The organism is Polymorphospora sp. NPDC050346, assembly GCF_040655695.1.
Classification (GTDB): Bacteria; Actinomycetota; Actinomycetes; order Mycobacteriales; family Micromonosporaceae; genus Polymorphospora; species Polymorphospora lycopeni.
Genome location: NZ_JBFAKM010000014.1, coordinates 163,441 through 183,097 on the forward strand (window position 1 = coordinate 163,441; position 19,657 = coordinate 183,097).

Below are 19,657 nucleotides of genomic sequence, written 5' to 3' on the forward strand. Positions count from 1 at the left end.
TCCTGTCACCAGCGAGGCAGGTGGGGGTCCGGAACTCAACTCGTGGCGTGTTGCAGCGCGGCCAGTTCGTGCGCGAGGTCACGGGTGGCCGGGTAGGCGGCGCGGTAGACGCGGTAGAGGCGGTCGTAGACCTCGGCGTGCTCGGCCCGGGGCGCCACCACCCGCGCGGTACGGGCCCAGGGGGCGTCGGGTTCGACGAGGCCGGCCGCCTCGCCGGCCAGGCGCGCGTCGCCGTAGCTGGCGCCGATGGTCTGCTCGGGTAGTTCCTGGGGGCGGCCGGTGACGTCGGAGACGATCTGGGTCCACAGTCCGCCGCGTACGCCGCCGCCGACGGCGACCAGGCGGCCGGGTGCGGCACCGGCCTCGGTGAAGGCGTCGAGGTGGTGCCGGACGGCGTAGGCGGTCGCCTCCAGCGCGGCCCGGTAGAGGTGGCCGCGCCCGTGGCGCAGGGTCAGGCCGAGGATCGTGCCGCGGGCGTCCGGGTCGAACAGCGGGGTCCGTTCGCCGGCGAAGTAGGGGAGCGTCACCAGGCCGTCGGCGCCGGGCGGGGTCGCCGCCGCGTCGGCGACGAGCTGGTCGAAGCCGTCCTCGCCGGTGATGCGACGCCACCAGTCGGTGACGGCGCCGGAGGTGGCCGTGCCGCCGGCCAGGCTGGCGCTGCCCGGGGTGACGCCCCGGGTGGCCCACAGGCGGGCGTCGGTGAGCGGCCGGGCCAGCATCTGGACCAGGAACATGGTGGTGCCGTACATGAGCATGGTGTCGCCGGGTTCGCGTACGCCGACGCTGAGTGCCTCGGCCCAGGCGTCGATGGTGCCGGCGGCGACCGGGGTGCCGGCGGGGATGCCGGTCTGTGCGGCGGCGCCGGGGGTGGTCACGCCGACGATCTCGCCCGGCCAGGCGAGCCGGGGCAGTGCCAGTCCGGGGGCCACGATGTCGCACCACGGCTCGTACCACCGACTCGCGGCGAGGTCGTACATGGGCTGGCACTGGCTGGCGGAGTGGTGGTCGAGCACGTACTCGCCGGTGAGCCGGGCGACGGCGAGTGAGCTGGCCATCAGCAAGTGGCGTGTCCGGGCCCAGACGTCGGGCTCGTGCCGGCTCAGCCAGGACAATTTCGGGCCGGCTGACTGGCTGGTCAGCAGCGAGCCGGCGCGGTCGAGCAGGGCCGCCGTACCGAGCCGGTCGGTCAGTTCCCGCACCTCGGCGGTGGCCCGGGTGTCGACGCCGTAGAGGATCGCCGGGCGCAGTGGCCGGTACGCCTCGTCGGCGGCCAGGACGCAGGGGCCGATCCCGCTCACACAGACGGCGGCCGGCCGTTCGGGGCGGTCGGCGAGCAGCCGGTGGGAGAGTTCGACGACGGCCTGCCACCAGTCGTGTTCGGCGTCGTGCTCGACCCAGCCGGGGCGCGGCATCGAGGTGCGGTGGGGGCGGACGGCGGTGGCGAGCACGGTTCCGTCGGGGTGGGCGAGTACGCCCTTGGCGCTCGACGTGCCGATGTCGATGCCCAGCAGGACCTCGGTCATCTGGCACCTCCTCGCCCCCGACCTGCGCGTACGTGTTTCCGTCGCGTTAAGTCCGATCAATTAGGCGGTAAGATATGACCAATGCTGGCCCAGTGTCAAGAGTCGCGTTTTCCCTGCTCGTTGGGCGGATTGCGGGCGGCGGGTGTACGCCGATAAGGTATGACCATTCGAGGGAGGGCCTATGCAGACGCGGTCGACCGAAGTGGACACTCCGGGCCGACGGAGCCGGGTGGACGAAGCCGAGGTGAAGCTGCGGGCGCTGATCGCGGAGTACCAGCGCACCGGGGTCACCCGCCTGCCCCCCGAACAGCGGCTCTGCGAACTGGTCGGCGCGTCCCGCAGCACCCTGCGCGACGCCCTCAGCCGGCTGGAGGCCGCCGGTGAGATCGTGCGCCGGCGCCGCGTCGGCACCCTCATCACCGCGCCGGCCCGGGCCGCCCACGCCGGTTCGCTGGCCTATCCGGTCGACCTCATCCTGTCCCTGTCCGACTTCCTCGCCGAGGCCGGCGCCGACTACGCCGTACGGGCCGTCAACATCGCGCGGGAGACCGCCGACGATGACGACGCCGCCCTGCTCGGCGTGGCCCGCGGCGAAGCGGTCTACCGGGCGGTGCGCCTCTACGAGGTCGAGGGGCGGGCCGCCGCCCGGCTCGAACACCGGCTGCCCGGGGCGTTCGACGGGCAGCCGGTGCGGATAAACGCGCTGACCGACGGCATCACCACGTTCCTGCGGGAGACGGAGAACATCCGTCTGACCCGCAGCGACCACACCATCACCGCCGAGGCTGCGACCGAAACCCTCGCCGGGGAACTGGACGTCGCGGTCGGGGCGCCACTACTGGTGATCGACTGTCAGCTCTACGCGGCGGGGCCGTACGCGGTGGCCACCGGGCGCCTCGTCTTCCGCCCGGACGTCCTGTGCCTGACCGCCTCCGCCGATCCGGCGCTGTCGGCCCACCGGCAGTCCGGCACCTTCGGCCTGACTGCGCTGACCGCCGGTCGCTAGTGCTCTGACCATCGGTCACGGTGTTGGTCAGGTGGCTCGGGTGGGGGAACCCGGTGAGATTGGAACACGCTCACCGGGTCCGCCCTGCCCGCCGCCCATCGGCCGTCAGGTTTTTGGCGTACGGTATCGACCGCCGCTGCTCGGGAAACTGCCAAAACGATCACAGGGCATCTGAGGCGGATATCTTGATCGATCGATCATCCGCCCGCCGTGGACGGGTGGGCGTCGTGTACCGCGTGAACGCGGGTTCGATCTGTGCGTCGGACTGCACTGCTTCAGGAGTATCCGTGGGCAACTATGTCACCCGACTGTTCAGCATCTGGAGTACCTGCATGGTTGTCGTACGTCGCGCATAGCATGCGTGACGAACGCGACGCCTTTGGGGAGGTCCGATGGCGCTTCGGCGCGTAAGCCTGTCGGTCGTTGTTGTCCTGCTGGCGTCGGTCAGCCTCGTGGCAAGTACGGGGCCGGAGCCGACGCGGCTGCGAGTGGAGATTACTGGGCTGCCGCCTGACGTGGCGGCGCATGTGGGGATTGTTGGGCCGGACGGAGTCGACTATACGATCACGACTACCGACGAGCGGCCAGTGTCTCCTGGTGCATACAGGGTGAAGATCGGGTCGGTGAAGGGCTCGGGCATCACATTTCATCCGGCTGATGACCAGTATGAGGTGGTGGTGAAGCCGGAGCGAACCACGATGACTGCCGCACCTTACCGGGTCGCGATCCCGGACACGACCGAGGTTCTCGATCCGGATGACCCCACCATCGTGCGGGTGCGCGATCTGGAGATCGTGTTCACCGCCAAGTCGCCGCAGGCGGCGGATCTGCAGCCAGGTGATCATCTAATTTCCGGCGAAGGCGAACGCGTACCCCACCTCTTGGTTCGCCGGATAGCAGCGGTAACCCCGCGTGGGGACGAGATCGTCGTGGACACCGAGCCTGCGACCTTTGATGCGGCACTACCCGCCGGGGTTGTCAGGTTCGACACGGTCGAAGGGCTCACAATCCTGCGTCCGGCTTCCTTCACGCCGGACGCCAAGCCCGACCCGCTCGTGGAGTTCAATCATTCGCTCAACCTTGAAGAAGATCATGGTTGCACCAGAGGCGAAGTCTCACCAGGCGAATCCGAGGACGGACGGTTGCCGGGCGAGAGGCGCACCGTGGGCAACATTCAATACCGGCTCGACGATATCGACCTTGAACTCGATGGTGAGTTTTCGTGGGACGGCATTGTCCGCCCGACAGTATCGGTCTCTGCGGGTGCGACGCTGACGGTCAAGGAGAGCGTGGAAGCCAAGTTCGAGATGGCTCTCAGATGTGCTGTCACGGCCGAGCGCAAGGTTGGGCTGGGCTGCGAAAGCGTGCTAGCCCGAATCGTCAGGATTGGCCCGATCCGACTAGGTTGCGAGTTCAAGATCGCTGGAGAAGCGTTCGTGGAGTCGAAGGGGAGTTGGAGAACCGCTGCCATCGAGACGCAGACCTCGCTCGGGTTCGAGGTGGGCTATCGCTCCAATGAAGGCGGATTTCACGGGGACCGGTTCCTGACCAGCAAAGAAACCAGAGAAGCGCCGGCGATACCCGAGGTCGAGGTCTCGTTCGGTGCCAGTGCCCAGTTTCAAGCGGAACTGACAGGTCAGGATCCCGTCGGCGTCGCAAAGCTCGCGATCGCCTTGAATATTAAGGCCGGCCCGACGCTCATCAGCAATTTGACCGAGTTTCGCGGCGACTTCAAGGCGGCTCCGACAGTCGAGTTCAGTGCGAGACTTGGCCGCGGATTCCTTAAATGGAAAGACACCGCAAAGATAGATCTCCCCGCGGTGGAGGTCAATCTGTGGCGCATCGCCAGACCCGCGCCTGAACCATCGGCTTCGCTGTCGCCTACGTCGCCCTCGCCGACGATGTCGGCCGAGGAGCAACTGTCGCAAGCGCAGCAGCAGAAAGCATTCGAGGAATGGTATACCGCAAGGTATCTCAATGCTGCTCGGAGTTGGGGAGGCGAGTTGGATGACCTCGACTTCCAGGTTCTCGTGATCGACGATCTTAACGACGACACCCTGATTGACTTTGTTGTTGTCGATCGAACGCCAGGATATTGTGGTTCTGGCGGGTGCTGGACCACGACGTATCTGACGAGATCACTGGGTAACTATGACGATGTGGCGATGTTCGGCTCGGCAGATGCCATGCCGGGGGCAATGGTGGCGACGCGTCCTGGCAGGGACGGCTTCAAGGAGATCATCGCCACGGAGCAATTCGTCAGCCATGAGCCGCTTTACTCTGTATATGTGATGGGGCGAGAAGGGTACACGCATTCCCATTGGGAGTACTGCGGCGGGAACGCCTTCGAGATGTGCGAGCCCGTCGAAATTGCACCGCTGCAGCCGGGCCATGGTCTAGAGGTTGCTCCAGGCACGGTGGTTCGGGAACGACCTGATCATGGCGCGCAGAGCATAACTGTCGGATCAGGCGAAGGCGTCCCCTATAGCGGAGTCGAACATCCTCACCCTCCTGTGGGTGTCCTGCTGGACGGCGAGTGGTACCTGCTCGACGTATGGAAGGGCTTCAGCGGCTTTGTTCCCGCTTCGGCAGTCACACGCTAGCCGGGTTGCGTTACTCGATCGGCAGGTGTGTGACGACCTGCGCTGACAGTGCGGGGTGTTGACGGACGGCGGCTTCGTCGGTGACGGCGTCATATTGGTAGTGGCTCGGCCGTCCACTGCGTTGCGTACCTCCGGCTTGCCCGAAGGCTGTGCGGCAAGGTATGCCGGTCATCGGTACGGTGGTGCCAATTGTTCCCAGGCCTGGAAATATTGGGTGGCAGATGACCGACCAGCCGTTGAACGACGTGCTGCATCCGGTGTGGTGGCGGACCGTGCGGGCCTACCCTGGCCGGGAGCTGACCACCGGCCAGCTCCGTGAACTGATCGTCGATGTGCCGGTCGCTCCCCTGTATCACCCTGTCGGCATCCTCGCCAAGGCAGGCGTGCTGCGGGTCGTCGCCGAACGGCAGGTACGCGGCGCGGTCGAGCGGCCGCACCGGCTCGATGAGTCCCAGCATCACGTCGACGTGGCCGGGGCGCGGTGAGCGCCGTCGGGCAGGTCGCCGGCCGGGTCGCCGAACACTTCGGGATCGAGCTGACCGACGTCCGCGCCGTCGAGACCGGTGCCGACCGAGGCGCCGACCTCTTCCGGGGCACCGACGTCGCCGGGACCGACTTCGCCGTGAAGTGGTCGGCGAACGACTCCGCGGCCGGCCTGGTGATCCCGGGAGGGCTCGCGGTCGTGGCACCCGGCACGGTCGCCGACGTCGTGCGTACCCGCGACGGTCGACTGTGGACCGAGGTCGCCGGACGGCGCCTGTCGGTCACCCGCTGGGTCACCGGCACGCCGGCCCTGCAAGGTCCGCTGCGACGGGAGCAGTGGACCGCGTACGGCCGGTTGCTCGCCCGCCTGCACCGGCTCCCGGTCGACGACGATCTGCGGGCGGCGGTGCCGGCGGAGACGTACGACCCGAGCCGCTGGGTGCGTGCCTTCGACGCCGCCGACCACGCCGTGACCGGTGTCGGACGGGGAGCCGACGAGATCCAGGAACGGCTGGCCGACGGGTGGGCGGCCGGTCGTGGCAAGCTGGTCGAGGTGCGGGACCGGGCCGTGCGGCTGGCCGCCGAATTGCGCCGCCGCACCGACCTGCCGGCGCCGGTGCCGTGCCACGCCGACCCGCACCTCGGCAACGTCATCGCGACCGGGGACCAGTCCGTCGTCCTGATCGACTTCGACGACGCCGTACTCGCCCCGCCGGAACGTGACCTGATGTTCGTGCTCGGCGGGGGAGTGCTGCCGTTCGCGCCCGCCACGGCCGTGCAGCAGGGCTGGTTCCTCGACGGCTACGGGGCCGTGGAGCCCGATGCGGACCTGCTGGCCTACTACCGCTGCACCCGCGCTCTCGAAGACGTCACCGACCTGGCCCTGGTCGCCCTCGACCCGACCCTCGACCCGCCGGAGCGGGCCGAGAACCTCGGCTACGTCGAGGGCGTGCTCGGGCCGTACGGGCTGCCGGCCCAGGCGCTGCGGGACGGGTAGCCCGCCGTTCGCCTGCCCGGGCGCGCCGATGGCGGCGAGAATGGGCGGCGAAGGGCTACGCGGAGGGGGCGGCAGTTGGGACCGGTGGGCCACCGCAGCGTGCCGCACACCGCCGACGTACGCGTCGAGGCGTGGGCGCCGGCCCGCGAGCGCTGCGTGGCGGAGGCCGTCGCCGGCATGGTCGCCAGCTTCGCCGAGGTGCCGGCGGATTCGGCGGGGCCGGTCGTGGAGTTCCGGGTCGACCCGGGCACCGACGAGGACATGCTGGTCGCCGTACTCGACGAGGTGATCTTCCGGATGGACACCGAGGGCCGGCTGCCGGCGTCCGCCGACGTGGCCGCCGTCGACGGCGGGTTCGAGGTACGGCTGCGGATGGCCGACCCCGACCGGGTCGAGGTGGTGGGCGCGGTGCCGAAGGCGGTGTCGCTGCACGAACTGAGGTTCGCCCCGGGCGCCGACGGCTGGTCGTGCGCGGTGACCCTCGACGTGTGACGGCGGCCGGATGGCCACCGACGGCATGACCAGCGCCGTCAGCCCTTGACCACGCCGACCGGGACCAGCCGGGCCACCCGCCGGCACAGGCCGCCGCCCTCGGCCGACCCGACGACCGCGGACACGTCCTTGTACGCCTGCGGCGTCTCCTCGGCGAGCCCGCGCATCGACGCGCCGCGTACCGAGATGTCCTGGGCCTCCAGTTGGTCGCGCAGGTCCTTGCCGCGCACCGACTTGGCGGCCTGCGTGCGGCTCTGCGCCCGGCCGGCGCCGTGGCAGGTGGAGGCGAATGCCGGGGCGCCCGCGACCCCGGTCAGCACGTAGGACGGGGTGCCCATCGAGCCGGGGATGAGCACCGGCTGCCCGACGCCTGCCAGGTCGGCGGGCAGGTCGGGGTGGCCGGGCGGCAGGGCCCGGGTGGCGCCCTTGCGGTGTACGCAGAGCTGCCTGTCGGTGCCGTCGACCCGATGCGACTCGATCTTGGCGAGGTTGTGCGAGACGTCGTACACCAGGTCGAGGCGGCGGCCGACGGTCCGTTCGAACACCCGGCGGGCGGCCTCGCCGAGCAGCTGCCGGTTGGCCCGCGCGTAGTTGGCGGCGGCGGCCATCGCACCCAGGTAGGCGCGGCCCTCGGGCGAGGAGACCGGCGCGCAGGCGAGCTGCCGGTCCGGTACGTCGATCCCGTAGCGGGGCATCACCCGCTCCATGACCCGTACGTGGTCGGTGCAGATCTGGTGTCCCATGCCGCGCGAACCGCTGTGGACCATGACGCAGATCTGGCCGGGCCGCAGCCCGAACGCCTCCGCCGCGTCGTCGTCGTAGACGTGGTCGACCGCCTGCACCTCCAGGAAGTGGTTGCCGGAGCCGAGGCTGCCGACCTGGCCCTGCCCGCGCTGTACGGCCCGGTCGCTGACCTGGTCGGGATCGGCGTCCGACACGGCGCCGTGGTCCTCGCAGCGGGTGAGGTCGCGTTCGACGCCGTGGCCCTGCTCGACGGCGTACCGCGAACCGCCGAGCAGCACCTCGTTCAGTTGGGCGCGGTCGTCGATCTTCCAGACGGCGCCCCTGGCCATGCCGCGCGGGACGGCCCTGTCGAGGCCGTCCATCAGCCGTTCCCGCACCCGGGGCAACTCGGCGCGGTCCAGGTCGGCGGCGAGCAGCCGTACGCCACAGGAGATGTCGAACCCGACGCCGCCGGGCGACACGACGCCGTCCGTCGCGACGTCGGTCGCGGCGACCCCGCCGATCGGGAACCCGTAGCCCCAGTGCACGTCGGGCATGGCGTACGACGCCTCCACGATGCCCGGCAGCGTCGCGACGTTGGCGACCTGTTCGATCGCCTTGTCGGCGGTGACGTCGGGCAGCAGGGACCGGGAGGCGAAGACGACGCCGGGTACCCGCATGTCGCCGTGCGGGTCGATGCGGAACCGGTACGGCGACTCCTCGACCAGTTCCATGGCACCACCTCCCAGGGTGTCGGCGCGGGCTAGGCCAGGCCGGCGGCGGCCTCGTCGATGGCGTCGTTGATCAGCGCCGCGAGGTCGACGTCGAGTGCGGTCACCGCGCGGGCGTTCGTGGTCTGTACGACCAACTGGGCGGTCCAGTCGTCGGGCCGGCTGATCCGTGGGCCGCGCCCACTGTCGATCTTGAGCTGGTCGAGGCGGGCCAGGACCCGGTCGAGCTGGTCGGGTGGCAGGGTCAGGGTGCGGGTCAGCGCACTGACGTTGCCGGTCCAGCCGGGTAGCCGGCGCAGCGCGGCGATCAGTTCGTCCTCGTCGAGCGGGGCGGTGTGCCGGTTCGTGCCGACCAGGCCGCCGCCGGGTGCCGGTGGGTGGGTGAGGTCGGTGAGGAAGTCCGGCAGTTCGAGCGAGTCGAGCAGGTGTCCGTCCTGGGCGGCGATGGCGCCGAGCACCGCCTGTGTCTGGAGCAGCGCCTGTTCGGGCGGGCGTTGGGCGAGGCCGGCGACCTGCTGGACGAACCCGGACAGGCCACGGCCGTAGTACGGCTCGCTGACGTCCTGTCCGTCGGTCAGTTCGGCCGGCAGGGCGTCGAGCAGCCGCTGCTTGTCGTTCTCGGGCAGCGCGCGGGCGAGCACGCCCACGGTGGCGCGGGCGGCGCCCTTGGCCTGGTCGAACCCGACGCCGGTGCGGTCGCCGACCTCGCTGACGAGTTCGCGGTAGCGCAGGCGCAGGACGCCGGGGTCGGCGACCGTGTCGCCGTACGGCGGCGAGTGCGGCGGGCGGGGTGTCTGCGGGCCCGGCGGCAGGTCCGGCCTCGGTGCCCGTGGGCCGGGTTTGCGGGCGCCGGCCGGTTGCGGGCCGGCCCGTTCGTTGCGTCGGGCGTGTTCGCGCTGCTTGGAGCCGCCGAGGCTGGCCCCGGCCCCGCTGGCGGTGCGGCCCTGTTCGCGGGCGGCGGCGGCGAGCGTGCGTCGCTTCTGGTTGTCGCCTTCCATCTCCTTGGCCATACCGCCGACTGCCCGTCCCGCCCGGACATATGCGTCCGGGTAGTGGGGGACGGCGTGCGTGGCTCAGTGTGTGCCGGGTTGAGCCAACCTGCTTGCAGTCTGAGCCAGAGTGGTGCCATAGTGGCTCACATGGAACTCACGCCGTACGTCGACCTGCTCCGGCGGGAACTCGCGGTCGCCGCCGACGCCGGCGGTGACGACGCGCGCGCCCTCGCCGAACGCCTCACCGCCCCGCTCGAATCCGCGATCCGGCTCACCCTGCTGGAAGCGCTGTCCGCCGCCACCGCCGAGATCACCCGCGACCTCGCGCCGGGCTCGGTCCACCTGCGGCTGCGCGGCCGGGACCCGGACTTCGTCGTCACACCGGCCCGCCCCGCCCCCGGGGCGCCGGAGGAGCCCGTGCCCGCCCCACCGGCGCCCACCTTCGACGAAAGCGGCGGCGGCGGGACGTCCCGGATCAACGTCCGCCTGCCCGACGAGCTGAAGGCCCGGATCGAGGAGGCCGCGGGGCAGGAACGGCTCTCGGTCAACGCCTGGCTCGTCCGGGCCGCCGCCGCCGCGCTCGAACCCGGCCGCAACGCGACATCCGGCCACCGCGCCACCGGTCACGGCCAGCGGTTCACCGGCTGGGTGCGCTGACCCGCCAGCCCTTTCCGTTCGGACCAGTCCACCCACCACGTAGGGGACCAGCCATGCCGACCTTCGACACACCGCAACCGATCTCCGTCACCGTGAACCTCGGCTTCGTCGTCGGCAACGTGCGACTCGTCGCCGGCACCCGCACCGACACGACCGTCGACGTACGCCCCGTCGACCCGTCGAGCAAGGTCGACCGCAAGGTCGCCGAACAGACCCGCGTCGAGTACGCCGACGGCAAGCTGCTGGTCCGCGGCCCCCGGCTCGGGACGCTGTTCACCCGTAGCGGCGCGGTCGACGTCACGATCGAACTGCCCGAGGGCTCCCACCTCGACGGCGAGACCGGCATGGGCGAGGTGCGGCTCGAAGGCCGCCTCGGCGAGTGCCGCTTCAAGAACGGTTACGGCGACATCCAGCTCGACCGGGCCGGCCCGGTACGCCTCAACAGCGGCAGCGGCGCCGTCATCGCCGACCACGTCGAAGGCGGCGAGGTCACCGCCGGCAACGGGTCGGTGCGGATCCGCCGGATCGACGGGCCGGCGACGGTCAAGAACTCCAACGGCGACAGCTGGATCGGCGAGGCCGGCGGCGACCTGCGACTCAGGGCGGCCAACGGGTCGATCACCGTCGACCGGGCGCACGCCGACGTCACCGCGAGGACCGCGAACGGCGGCATACACGTCAGCGAGGTGATCCGCGGCACGGTGGTGCTGGAGACGGCCGCCGGGGTCGTCGGCATCGGTATCCGCGCCGGCACCGCCGCCTGGCTCGACCTCGACACCACCTTCGGACGTGTCCACAACGAACTGGCGTCGTCGCCCGCGCCGGACACCACCGACGACACCGTCCGGGTGCGGGCGAGCACCTCCGTCGGCGACATCACCGTCCGCCGCAGCGTGACCTCGAAGACCTGAAGGAGAAGCGATGCCCATTCCCGCGATCACGGCCACCGGGCTGCGCAAGGCGTACGGCGGCAAGGTGGTGCTCGACGGCGTGGACCTGACCGTGCCGGCCGGCACCGTCTTCGCGCTGCTCGGGCCGAACGGCGCCGGCAAGACCACCACCGTGAAGATCCTGTCCACGCTGGTCCGCGCCGACGCCGGCGAAATCCGGATCGCCGGCCGGGACCTGGCCCGCGAACCCGACGCCGTACGTGACGCGATCGGCGTCACCGGGCAGTTCTCCGCCGTCGACAACCTGCTCACCGGCGAGGAGAACCTGCGCCTCATGGCGGACCTGCGGCACCTGGACCGGGCCACCGTCCGGCGCCGGACCGCCGAACTGCTCGACCGCTTCGATCTCGTCGACGCGGCCGGCAAGCCGGTGGCCACCTACTCCGGCGGGATGCGGCGCCGCCTCGACCTGGCGATGACCCTGGTCGGTGAGCCGAGCATCATCTTCCTCGACGAGCCGACCACCGGCCTCGACCCGCGCAGCCGGCGCACCATGTGGGAGATCATTCGCGGTCTCGTCCGGTCCGGGGTGACGCTCTTCCTCACCACCCAGTACCTCGCCGAGGCCGACGAACTCGCCGACCGGATCGCGCTGCTCGACCACGGCCGGCTGATCGCCGAAGGCACCCCCGACGAACTCAAGCGCCTCGTCCCCGGCGGCCACGTCAGCCTGCGGTTCGCCGACCTGTCCGGGCTGGAGTCCGCCGCCCGTACCTTCCCCGGGGCGACCCGCGACGACGAGACCCTGACCCTGCGGGTGCCCGGCGACGGCGGGGTTTCCTCGCTGCGTGCCCTGCTCGACCGGCTCGACCGCGCCTCGATCGAGGTCGACGGCCTCGACGTGCGCACCCCCGACCTCGACGACGTCTTCCTCGCCCTCACCGGCCGCCCCGAAAGGGAATCCGTGCGATGAGCACCCTCACCTACGCCGTACGCGACTCGACCACCATGCTGCGGCGCAACCTGCGGCGGATGCAGCGGTATCCGGGGTTGACCCTGATGCTGGTCGGCATCCCGGTGATCCTCCTGCTGCTGTTCGTCTACGTCTTCGGCGGCACGATGGGGGCCGGGCTGGGCGGGGCCGGCGGCCGGGCCGAGTACGCCAACTACATCACCCCCGGAATCCTGCTGATAGCGATCGCCGGCACCGCCCAGGGAACGGCGATCTCGGTCGCGATGGACATGACCGAGGGCATCATCGACCGGTTCCGTACCCTGTCGATCTTCCGGCCGTCGGTGCTGGCCGGCCACGTCCTCGGCAGCATGATCCAGACGATGCTCGGCCTGGCGGCCGTCACCGGGGTCGCCCTGCTGGTCGGCTTCCGGCCCACCGCGAACCCGGTCGAGTGGCTCGCCGCGATCGGGCTGCTCGTCGCCGTGACCTTCGCCGTCACCTGGCTGTCGGTCGCCTGCGGCCTGGTCAGCAAGAGCGTCGAGACGGCCAGCAACCTGCCGATGCCGCTGATCCTGCTGCCGTTCCTCGGCAGCGGCTTCGTCCCGACCGAGTCGATGCCGGCGGGCGTGCGCTGGTTCGCCGAGCACCAGCCGTTCACCCCGATCATGGAGACGCTGCGCGGCCTGCTGATGGGCACCGGAATCGGCAACGACGGCTGGATCGCGCTCGCCTGGACCATCGTGATCACCGTGGTCAGCTACGTCTGGGCCAAGCGGCTCTACAACCGGGACACGTCCCGCTGACACCGGTCGGGTCGGGCGGCAGCGTTTGCCGGTCGACCGTGCTGGGCATCTGTCCTGATGTAGGCCGATATGGGGCTGCCGAACCGATGGGTGGACAGCCTCGCTGTCACAAACCCTGACGGAGGGGAGCCGGTCATGCCCGCGGGATCCAGCCCGAAGAGGGAACGTCAGTACAAGCACATCAAGGCCAGCGCGAAGCGGCGGGGCGTCTCCGAATCACGCGCCGAGGAGATCGCCGCCCGCACGGTGAACAAGGAACGCGCCCGCGCCGGCGAATCCAGGACCGCGAGCCGGTCCTCGGTCAAGGACATCTCGTCCGGACGCCGGGGCGGCCTGCGGTCGCACAGCGGCGCCGAGGGGCGCACCAAGGAACAGCTCTACAACGAGGTCAGACAGCGCAACATCAAGGGCCGCTCCACGATGACCAAGGCCCAACTCGAAAAGGCCCTGTCGAAGTAGCCCGGAGTGTGTGGGCCGGACAAGACGGGGGACCTGCCCGGCCGACACGTGGCTGCAACGGTACGGCGCCCACCCCGTGCCCCGGCATCGGTCGATCAGATGACACCAGGATGACGTCGAAGGCCGGGTGCGGCGGGCTGACCCACCACACCCGGCCCCGGCTACGCGGCCGTTCCCGCTCAGTCGTAGAGCGCGTCCTGTTTGTGCCACTGCCAGCCGGACGCGGTCCGTACGCCGATCGTGATCGAGTCGGTCTCGCCGCCCTCGGGCCCGGGCCACCAGGCGGCCCACCAGCCCAGGTTCGTGCTCGCCTGGATCCGCCGCCCGTCGGGCAGGGCGAGCTCGACGCCGGTGACCGCCGGGTCGATCCGCCCCACCACGTTCGAGTACTGCGAGTCGCCGGAGCCGAGCGAACTCATCGACTCGATGGTGATCCGGGCGGCGCCCGGCTGCCTCGGGCCGGTGGTCGCGTCCGCCAGCAGCATGGCCGCGGTGGCGCGGCCGGGCTCCAGGGACAGGCATTCCACCACCGTCGCCCCACTCATCTTCACGATGGCCAGCGTCGCCTGCCCGCGCTGCTCGGCGAGCAGCACGTCCGACGTGAAGACCGCCGGATCACGCTCCATCGACCTGGCGCAGGCCCGGGCCACCGGCAGCGCGCGGGCCGCGGACAACATCTGCGGTTCCGGCGTCCAGGACGCGTACGCGTTTCCGCCTCCGCTCGGCAGTAGCGAGGGTACGGCCACCAGTGCGGCGGCGGCGACGGCCGCACCGGCGAGACCGACGGCGAGCCGGCGACCGCGCCGCCGTACCACCGGCACCGCCTCGGCCGTACCGGCCAGAATCCGTTCCACGTGCGCGTTCGCCCGCGACCACTCCTCGGCATCCGGCTCGCGACGGCGGACCGGGTCCAGCACCGCCAGTTGGTCGAGGTCCCTGTCGTCGATCATCTTGACGCTCCCGTCCACAGCCGCTCGTCGCCCAGTGAGTTCCGCGTTGTCCTGCCCGGCGCCGCCGCCGGGGCGCCCGGCTCCAGTGCCTTGCGTAGCCGCTGCCTCGCCCGGCCCAGCCGCATGGCGAAGGTCGAACGGCGGCAGCCGAGCACCGTCGCGGCCTGCTCGGCCGTCAGGCCGTCGAACGCGACCAGCGCCAGCACCTCGCGGTCGCCGGCGCTCAGCGTCCGCCAGGCCCGGACCAGATCCAGCCGTACGGCGGCGGCCGTCGATCCGTCGGCCTGCGCGTGCTCGGGTTCCGACGCCAGGCGTAGGTCGAGTACGCGGCGGCGCAGCCATCCGCGCGTCTGGTTGGCGATGGTCCGGCGGGCCACCCCGAACAGCCACGGCCGCGTGTCGTCGGGTATCTCGTCCAGGCGTCGCCAGGCGACGAGGAAGACCGTCGACACGATGTCCTCGGCTTCGCTGGACGGGACCCGCCGTTCGACGAACCGCAGCAGGTCCGGGTATGTCTCGGTGTGCAGTGCCCGGAAGCGCCGCTCCCGCGCGGTCCGCTCCGTGGCGGGGCCCCCGGCGCTCACCGGGGATTCTCGTTCACCGTCATGCCCCCTACCTGTCCGGCTGGCCGGCGACTGCCACACCGTGGTTCGTGACCGTTGCTTCGTCCGCCGCGCCGTCATCAGGTTCACATACCGTCGAAAGTCAGCGAATCGATTGACTTTCGATAGGTAGCGAGTGATAGTCGATGTATGTTGGCGGAGCATCGGGCCGTAGCCCCACTCAGAGTCTTCCTCGTGTTGTTGTTCGGGATCCTGGTCGTCTTCCAGACCCTCTCGCTGCCCGGACAGTTCAGGCACATGGCGCAGGAGGCCCCCGAGGACGCCTACCTGCGGTGGCCGATGACCGCCATCGCGGTCTTCCTGGTGCTGTGCGTCCAGGTGGTGATCGTGGCCACCTGGAAGTTGCTCAGCCTGGTCAAGAACGACCGCATCTTCACCAAGGCGTCCCTGGTGTGGGTCGACACGATCGTGTGGGCCATCGTCGCCGCGTGGGTGGTGCTCGTGGGACTTCTCCTCTACGTCGGATTCACCGGGGACGACCCCGGGATGCCGATGCTGCTGTTCCTGACGTCGGTAGGGGTCGCCGTCGTGGGGCTGCTGATGATCGTGATGCGTGCGCTGCTGCGCCAGGCGACCACCCTGCGGACCGACATGGAAGCGGTGATCTGATGCCCATCGTCGTCCGCATCGACGTCGAGTTGGCCAAGCGCAAGATGAGCGTCGGCGAGTTCGCCGAGCGGGTGGGGCTCACCCCGGCGAACGTGGCCGTGCTGAAGAACGGGCGGGCCAAGGCCGTCAGATTCAGCACCCTGGAAGCGATGTGCCGGGTGCTCGGCTGCCAGCCCGGCGACCTGCTCGAGTGGGTCGACGAGTGATGAAATGGCTCCTCGCCGTCGTCGCCGTCGTGATCGGGGTCGCCGGAATCGTGCACGGGGAGGCCGACGACTCGCCGGGCCTGCAGATCCTCGGCGTTGCGTTCGTCGTCGGGGCGGTCACGTTCGGCGTACGGAGCATCCGCCGCGGCAGATAGCACCGGACACGCGGTCGTCGGCTATTGCGTTGCCAGCCGGCGGCCGCGCTGCCTAGCCTGCCCTTCGTGCAATGCTGTGATCTTCAGGTCCGACCGTGAGCGGCCGGCTACGGGAAATCGCCCGACAGACGGTCGAGATCGCCGAAGTCGGCCGCTACCTCGACAGCGCCGGCGGCAAGGTCGTCATCGCCGATGCCGTACGGGCCGCCGTCGCCGGAACCCGCCACTACCCGCCCGACGCCGCCCTGTCCGTCCCCGACGGCAAGCCCGGTGCGGGCTCGGTCGAGGTGACGCACGAGTCGACCCTGGCCGCCGCCCGCCGCCTCGGACCCGCGGCGGCGTGCCTGGTGTTCGCGTCGGCGAAGAACCCCGGCGGCGGCTTCCTCGGCGGGGCGAAGGCGCAGGAGGAGAGCATCGCCCGCTCGTCCGCGCTGTACCCGTGCCTGCTCACCGCGCCGGACTTCTACACCTTCCACCGCGAGCAGCGCGACCTGCGCTACAGCGACCGGGTCATCTACAGCCCCGGCGTGCCGGTGTTCCGCGACGACAAGGGCAACCTGCTCGACCAGCCGTACCGGACGTCGTTCCTGACGGCGGCGGCACCGAACCTCGGCGCGATCGCGCGCAACCAGCCCGGACACGTCGGCGACGTGCCGGCGGTGCTGGCCGCCCGCGCCCGTCGGGTACTCGAGGTCGCCGCCGCCCACGGGCACCGGACGCTCGTGCTGGGCGCGTGGGGCTGCGGGGTGTTCCGCAACGACCCGGCGACGGTCGCCGACGCGTTCGCCACCGCGCTGCGGGCCGTCGACCGGTTCGACCACGTCGTCTTCGCCATCCACGACAACCTTCCGGGTACGCCGGTCTACGCCACGTTCAGGAGGCACCTCGGGACATGACCGACACCCTGGAGACACTGATCCGGTCGAACGACTGGCTGATGCGGGTGCTCACCGTCGTCCGCGACGAACGGATCCCGGACGCCTGGGTCGGCGCGGGGGCGCTGCGCGACCTGGTCTGGGGCGAGCGGTACGGGTCCGGGTTCCGCCCCGCCGAGGTGCGCGACGTCGACGTCGCCTTCTTCGACGACAGCGACCTCAGCCGTGAGTACGACGACCGGGTGACCGCCCGCCTGGGTGAGCGGATGCCCGGCGTCCCGTGGGAGGCCCGCAACCAGGCGGCGGTCCACACCTGGTACGCCACCAAGTTCGGCGGCGACCCGGTCGAGCCGCTGACGTCGATCGCGGACGCGATCGGCACCTGGCCCGAGACGGCCACCGCCGTCGTGGTGCGGCTCGACCGCGACGACCGGATCGAGGTGTGCGCGCCGTACGGGGTGGCGGATCTCCTCGACGGAGTGTGGCGACACAATCCGCGACAGGTCACAGTGGACCGTTCGCTGGCCAGGCTCGCCCGGCACCGGCCCGCACAGCGGTGGCCGGGCGTGACCGTGATCCCGCCGGCCTGAGTCGTTCCGGGCGCTGTCGACGGGGCGTCGCCACGCCGGTTCGACACGACGTGACCGACACGATGTCTACAGTGGTCCGATGGTGCTGACGAGGGGATGGTTCGGTACGGATCTCGGGCCGTACCGGCGCGACGACGGGACGTACGACTACTTCCCGCCCGACAGCCTGCCACCGCTGCCGGAGCCGCTGTTCGACGGCCGGTTCGCCTGGCTGGCCGGGGCCCGCGATCCGCGGGGCGCGTACATGCGGCCGATCGACGTGCGGGCGGACGGGGCGTTTCTCGGTACGGGGTTGCCGGATCCGTTCGTGGAGTTCATGAGGCGGCCGGAGCTGTCGGGCGCGGTGCCGTCGTGCACGGCTTGCTGGTGGCAGCCGCCGGCGCCGCCGGTGCCGAGCCCGGTCGGTGCCGGCGCGAGGCTCCTGCGGTTCCTCAACGACCAGCAGGACTGCCTGTTCTGGTACCTGTACCTGGAACCGGACGGCGGACACCGGGTGGTGGCCGGCGGGATCAACTACGACACCTGGGTCGAGGACGGCGTCGACGAGGTGGACGCGGCCGGCGATCTGGTGGAGGTGGCGCCGGACTTCGAACGGTTCGTCTACCGGTTCTGGGTGGAGAACCTGGCCTGGTTCGAGGTGGTCGGCCAGGAACGGGACTGGGACGCCCTGTCGCCGCCGGTACGGGACTACCTCGCCCACTACCGGGCCGCCGCTGTCGGCTCGTAGTGCTCCGCGGCGACAGTAATCCGGGCGGGGGCTGTTCGATGATTCCGCCAGGCTGAGGCGTCAGCCACCTGCCGGCCGGTGCCGTCGTCGGGGAGCGACTCACCGCCGGCCGGCTGTGACCTGCGCGAGTTCCTGGTTGATCCCCTCGAGGTCGAAGTGGGCGGGGTCGAATTCGGCCGCTGAGGACAGCCCGAGCCATTCGAGGCGTTCGGCGTGTTCCTCGTGGGTCGGGTCGGCCAGGATCTCGATGAGGTCCTCGTAGCCCCAGATGCCGCCGCAGTCCTCCGGTGGCGCGGTCCGGCGGCCGGCGAGACAACGGGGATAGCTGATGCCCGCCTCCGTGGCCCGGACCTCTTCCACCACGATGCTGTGTTCCCAGTTGTCGCCGAAGTCGTAGGTGTAGTCCAGGCGGCTGCCCTTACGGGCCGCGACGTCGCGGATCTTCCTGGTCGCGGCGGACCTGATGTCGAGTTCCCGGTCCGGGATCCCGTACCGGCCGGTGGCGTTTTCGAACATCCACATGTGGTAGTTCTCCCAGCCGAAAGCAGCCTGGATGACCAGATGCAATTCGTGCAGGCTGGTGTCGGAGGGCACCTCGATCCGTCGCCAGATGGGCGGCCTGGCTCCGTGCAGCGACACCTTCAGCCGGTGCACCGTTGCGGTCGACGACGCTTTTCGGGATACGCGCTGCCGTGTTGACAGGTTCCGGTACGGGCCGGCGTCGGGCAGCAGCGCGGCCCGGCTTCGGACCAGGTCCAGGAACATGTCGACGTCCTCGACCTGATCGGGTTCCACCGGACAGGGCGGTTGCTCCAGCGCCCCGTGCAGGATCGCCCGGGCTTCGGCCGGCTGGTAGTCCGCGAAGCGGAGCCCCTCTTCTGCTGCGGAGGCGCGGTAGGCGGCACGGATCTGGTCGGGTTCGTCGGTGGGCCAGCAGTCCTTGACCCCACCGCCGAGGTCATGGTCGATCAGTACGGCGATGGCGTGCTCTCGTCGCCCGTAGCGGAACGTGACCGCGACCGTCTCCTGCGCCCCCAGGTCGTCCCTGTAGCCGAAGCAGGTTCCGACCTTCGGGTTCCCGAGATCCTTGACCCACGGCCGGTCGGTCAACCCGCCGGCGACGAGCCGGTCGGCGGCCTCAGCGGCTGTGGGCCGTACCGTTGCCGGCCCGACCGCCGCCATCGTTCGCAGGAACGCCAACGCGGCGGCGCCGCCGTATGCGGCCGTGTCTTCGACGAGTGCGGTCAGCATTCCGGCAAACCGGTCCGGGTCGGGTTCCGCGGAGCGGAAGGCGGCGACGAACTCCAGCCCGGATATCTCGGCGGTCAAGGGGTCGACGCCGCGTGCCAGCAGCGGCGTCCACTGAGCGATCAGATTGGGTAGCGCATCGTCGGGGGTCGGCAGCGCGTCGGCCTCGGCCAGGCGGGCGAAGATCTCATCCGGGCCGCCGGCGTCCAGCATCCGTAGCACCTCGTCCGGGGCGCCGGCTGCCGCCAGTGCCTGTCGCAGCAGGCCGACCTCGTCGGCCGTCCCGCTGGCGGCATCCACGTCGCTGGTGTTCTCGGCCCGGGTGGTACGTCGCTTCGCCATGGGCTGCCATCCTGCCAT

22 protein-coding genes are annotated in these 19,657 nt (G+C 70.6%); 16 read left to right on the forward strand and 6 right to left on the reverse strand.

Annotated features, from left to right (window positions below; genetic code table 11):
- Window positions 1–35 precede the first annotated feature (35 nt).
- Window positions 36–1,523: an FGGY-family carbohydrate kinase gene (locus AB0I42_RS17200; RefSeq protein WP_357538388.1), complete on the reverse strand. Its 1,488-nt coding sequence runs from the start codon at window positions 1,521–1,523 to the stop codon at window positions 36–38.
- A gap of 229 nt (window positions 1,524–1,752) precedes the next feature.
- Between AB0I42_RS17200 and AB0I42_RS17205 the strand changes: the two genes are divergently transcribed.
- From AB0I42_RS17205 to AB0I42_RS17225, 5 genes are all read left to right on the forward strand, one after another.
- Window positions 1,753–2,529, forward strand: coding sequence for a GntR family transcriptional regulator (locus AB0I42_RS17205; protein ID WP_357538391.1), 777 nt, complete (start codon window positions 1,753–1,755; stop codon window positions 2,527–2,529).
- A 392-nt stretch (window positions 2,530–2,921) separates the two neighbouring features.
- Complete coding sequence (locus AB0I42_RS17210) at window positions 2,922–5,132, forward strand: hypothetical protein (RefSeq protein ID WP_357538393.1); 2,211 nt, start codon at window positions 2,922–2,924, stop codon at window positions 5,130–5,132.
- A 221-nt stretch (window positions 5,133–5,353) separates the two neighbouring features.
- Window positions 5,354–5,617 carry a hypothetical protein gene (locus AB0I42_RS17215; RefSeq protein ID WP_357538394.1) on the forward strand — a complete coding sequence of 88 codons (264 nt, stop codon included), beginning with the start codon at window positions 5,354–5,356 and terminating at the stop codon, window positions 5,615–5,617.
- Window positions 5,614–6,612 (forward strand): phosphotransferase, encoded by a 999-nt coding sequence (locus tag AB0I42_RS17220; protein WP_357538396.1) that lies wholly within the window; start codon window positions 5,614–5,616, stop codon window positions 6,610–6,612. The genes AB0I42_RS17215 and AB0I42_RS17220 overlap by 4 nt, the downstream gene beginning before the upstream one ends.
- A gap of 84 nt (window positions 6,613–6,696) precedes the next feature.
- Entirely contained in the window at window positions 6,697–7,104 is a 408-nt protein-coding gene (locus tag AB0I42_RS17225) for an archease (protein WP_357538398.1), read from the forward strand.
- Between the two features lie 38 nt (window positions 7,105–7,142).
- Here the strand turns inward: AB0I42_RS17225 and AB0I42_RS17230 are convergent, their stop codons facing one another.
- Complete coding sequence (locus tag AB0I42_RS17230; RefSeq protein ID WP_357538400.1) at window positions 7,143–8,561, reverse strand: RtcB family protein; 1,419 nt, start codon at window positions 8,559–8,561, stop codon at window positions 7,143–7,145.
- A 29-nt stretch (window positions 8,562–8,590) separates the two neighbouring features.
- Window positions 8,591–9,556 carry a DUF2267 domain-containing protein gene (locus AB0I42_RS17235; RefSeq protein ID WP_357538402.1) on the reverse strand — a complete coding sequence of 322 codons (966 nt, stop codon included), beginning with the start codon at window positions 9,554–9,556 and terminating at the stop codon, window positions 8,591–8,593.
- A gap of 141 nt (window positions 9,557–9,697) precedes the next feature.
- On the opposite strand from AB0I42_RS17235, the gene AB0I42_RS17240 reads away from it, so the two are divergent.
- From AB0I42_RS17240 to AB0I42_RS17260, 5 genes are all read left to right on the forward strand, one after another.
- Entirely contained in the window at window positions 9,698–10,207 is a 510-nt protein-coding gene (locus AB0I42_RS17240) for a toxin-antitoxin system HicB family antitoxin (RefSeq protein ID WP_357538403.1), read from the forward strand.
- A gap of 53 nt (window positions 10,208–10,260) precedes the next feature.
- Window positions 10,261–11,118: a DUF4097 family beta strand repeat-containing protein gene (locus AB0I42_RS17245; protein ID WP_357538405.1), complete on the forward strand. Its 858-nt coding sequence runs from the start codon at window positions 10,261–10,263 to the stop codon at window positions 11,116–11,118.
- A gap of 10 nt (window positions 11,119–11,128) precedes the next feature.
- Window positions 11,129–12,070 (forward strand): ATP-binding cassette domain-containing protein, encoded by a 942-nt coding sequence (locus AB0I42_RS17250; RefSeq protein ID WP_357538406.1) that lies wholly within the window; start codon window positions 11,129–11,131, stop codon window positions 12,068–12,070.
- Window positions 12,067–12,855 carry an ABC transporter permease gene (locus tag AB0I42_RS17255; protein ID WP_357538408.1) on the forward strand — a complete coding sequence of 263 codons (789 nt, stop codon included), beginning with the start codon at window positions 12,067–12,069 and terminating at the stop codon, window positions 12,853–12,855. The genes AB0I42_RS17250 and AB0I42_RS17255 overlap by 4 nt, the downstream gene beginning before the upstream one ends.
- Window positions 12,856–12,990: 135 nt before the next feature.
- Window positions 12,991–13,314: a plasmid stabilization protein gene (locus AB0I42_RS17260; protein ID WP_357538410.1), complete on the forward strand. Its 324-nt coding sequence runs from the start codon at window positions 12,991–12,993 to the stop codon at window positions 13,312–13,314.
- A 179-nt stretch (window positions 13,315–13,493) separates the two neighbouring features.
- Here the strand turns inward: AB0I42_RS17260 and AB0I42_RS17265 are convergent, their stop codons facing one another.
- Window positions 13,494–14,264: a hypothetical protein gene (locus AB0I42_RS17265; protein WP_357538412.1), complete on the reverse strand. Its 771-nt coding sequence runs from the start codon at window positions 14,262–14,264 to the stop codon at window positions 13,494–13,496.
- Window positions 14,261–14,848 (reverse strand): sigma-70 family RNA polymerase sigma factor, encoded by a 588-nt coding sequence (locus AB0I42_RS17270; RefSeq protein ID WP_357538414.1) that lies wholly within the window; start codon window positions 14,846–14,848, stop codon window positions 14,261–14,263. The genes AB0I42_RS17265 and AB0I42_RS17270 overlap by 4 nt, the downstream gene beginning before the upstream one ends.
- A 213-nt stretch (window positions 14,849–15,061) precedes the next feature.
- Between AB0I42_RS17270 and AB0I42_RS17275 the strand changes: the two genes are divergently transcribed.
- The 6 genes from AB0I42_RS17275 to AB0I42_RS17300 all read left to right on the forward strand — a co-directional run bounded on the left by AB0I42_RS17275 (window position 15,062) and on the right by AB0I42_RS17300 (window position 18,049).
- Window positions 15,062–15,496: a DUF2975 domain-containing protein gene (locus tag AB0I42_RS17275; protein WP_357538415.1), complete on the forward strand. Its 435-nt coding sequence runs from the start codon at window positions 15,062–15,064 to the stop codon at window positions 15,494–15,496.
- A complete protein-coding gene (locus tag AB0I42_RS17280) occupies window positions 15,496–15,702 on the forward strand; it encodes a helix-turn-helix transcriptional regulator (RefSeq protein WP_101365704.1) in 207 nt (68 codons plus the stop codon). Before AB0I42_RS17275 ends, AB0I42_RS17280 begins: the two co-directional genes overlap by 1 nt.
- Window positions 15,702–15,857, forward strand: coding sequence for a hypothetical protein (locus AB0I42_RS17285; RefSeq protein WP_357538417.1), 156 nt, complete (start codon window positions 15,702–15,704; stop codon window positions 15,855–15,857). The genes AB0I42_RS17280 and AB0I42_RS17285 overlap by 1 nt, the downstream gene beginning before the upstream one ends.
- 95 nt (window positions 15,858–15,952) lie before the next feature.
- Window positions 15,953–16,753 carry a TIGR02452 family protein gene (locus AB0I42_RS17290; RefSeq protein WP_357538419.1) on the forward strand — a complete coding sequence of 267 codons (801 nt, stop codon included), beginning with the start codon at window positions 15,953–15,955 and terminating at the stop codon, window positions 16,751–16,753.
- Complete coding sequence (locus tag AB0I42_RS17295) at window positions 16,750–17,322, forward strand: nucleotidyltransferase family protein (RefSeq protein WP_357538421.1); 573 nt, start codon at window positions 16,750–16,752, stop codon at window positions 17,320–17,322. The genes AB0I42_RS17290 and AB0I42_RS17295 overlap by 4 nt, the downstream gene beginning before the upstream one ends.
- Before the next feature lie 79 nt (window positions 17,323–17,401).
- A complete protein-coding gene (locus AB0I42_RS17300; RefSeq protein ID WP_357538422.1) occupies window positions 17,402–18,049 on the forward strand; it encodes a hypothetical protein in 648 nt (215 codons plus the stop codon).
- A 99-nt stretch (window positions 18,050–18,148) separates the two neighbouring features.
- On the opposite strand, the gene AB0I42_RS17305 is transcribed toward AB0I42_RS17300, so the two are convergent.
- Complete coding sequence (locus AB0I42_RS17305) at window positions 18,149–19,639, reverse strand: plasmid pRiA4b ORF-3 family protein (RefSeq protein ID WP_357538424.1); 1,491 nt, start codon at window positions 19,637–19,639, stop codon at window positions 18,149–18,151.
- Window positions 19,640–19,657 lie beyond the last annotated feature (18 nt).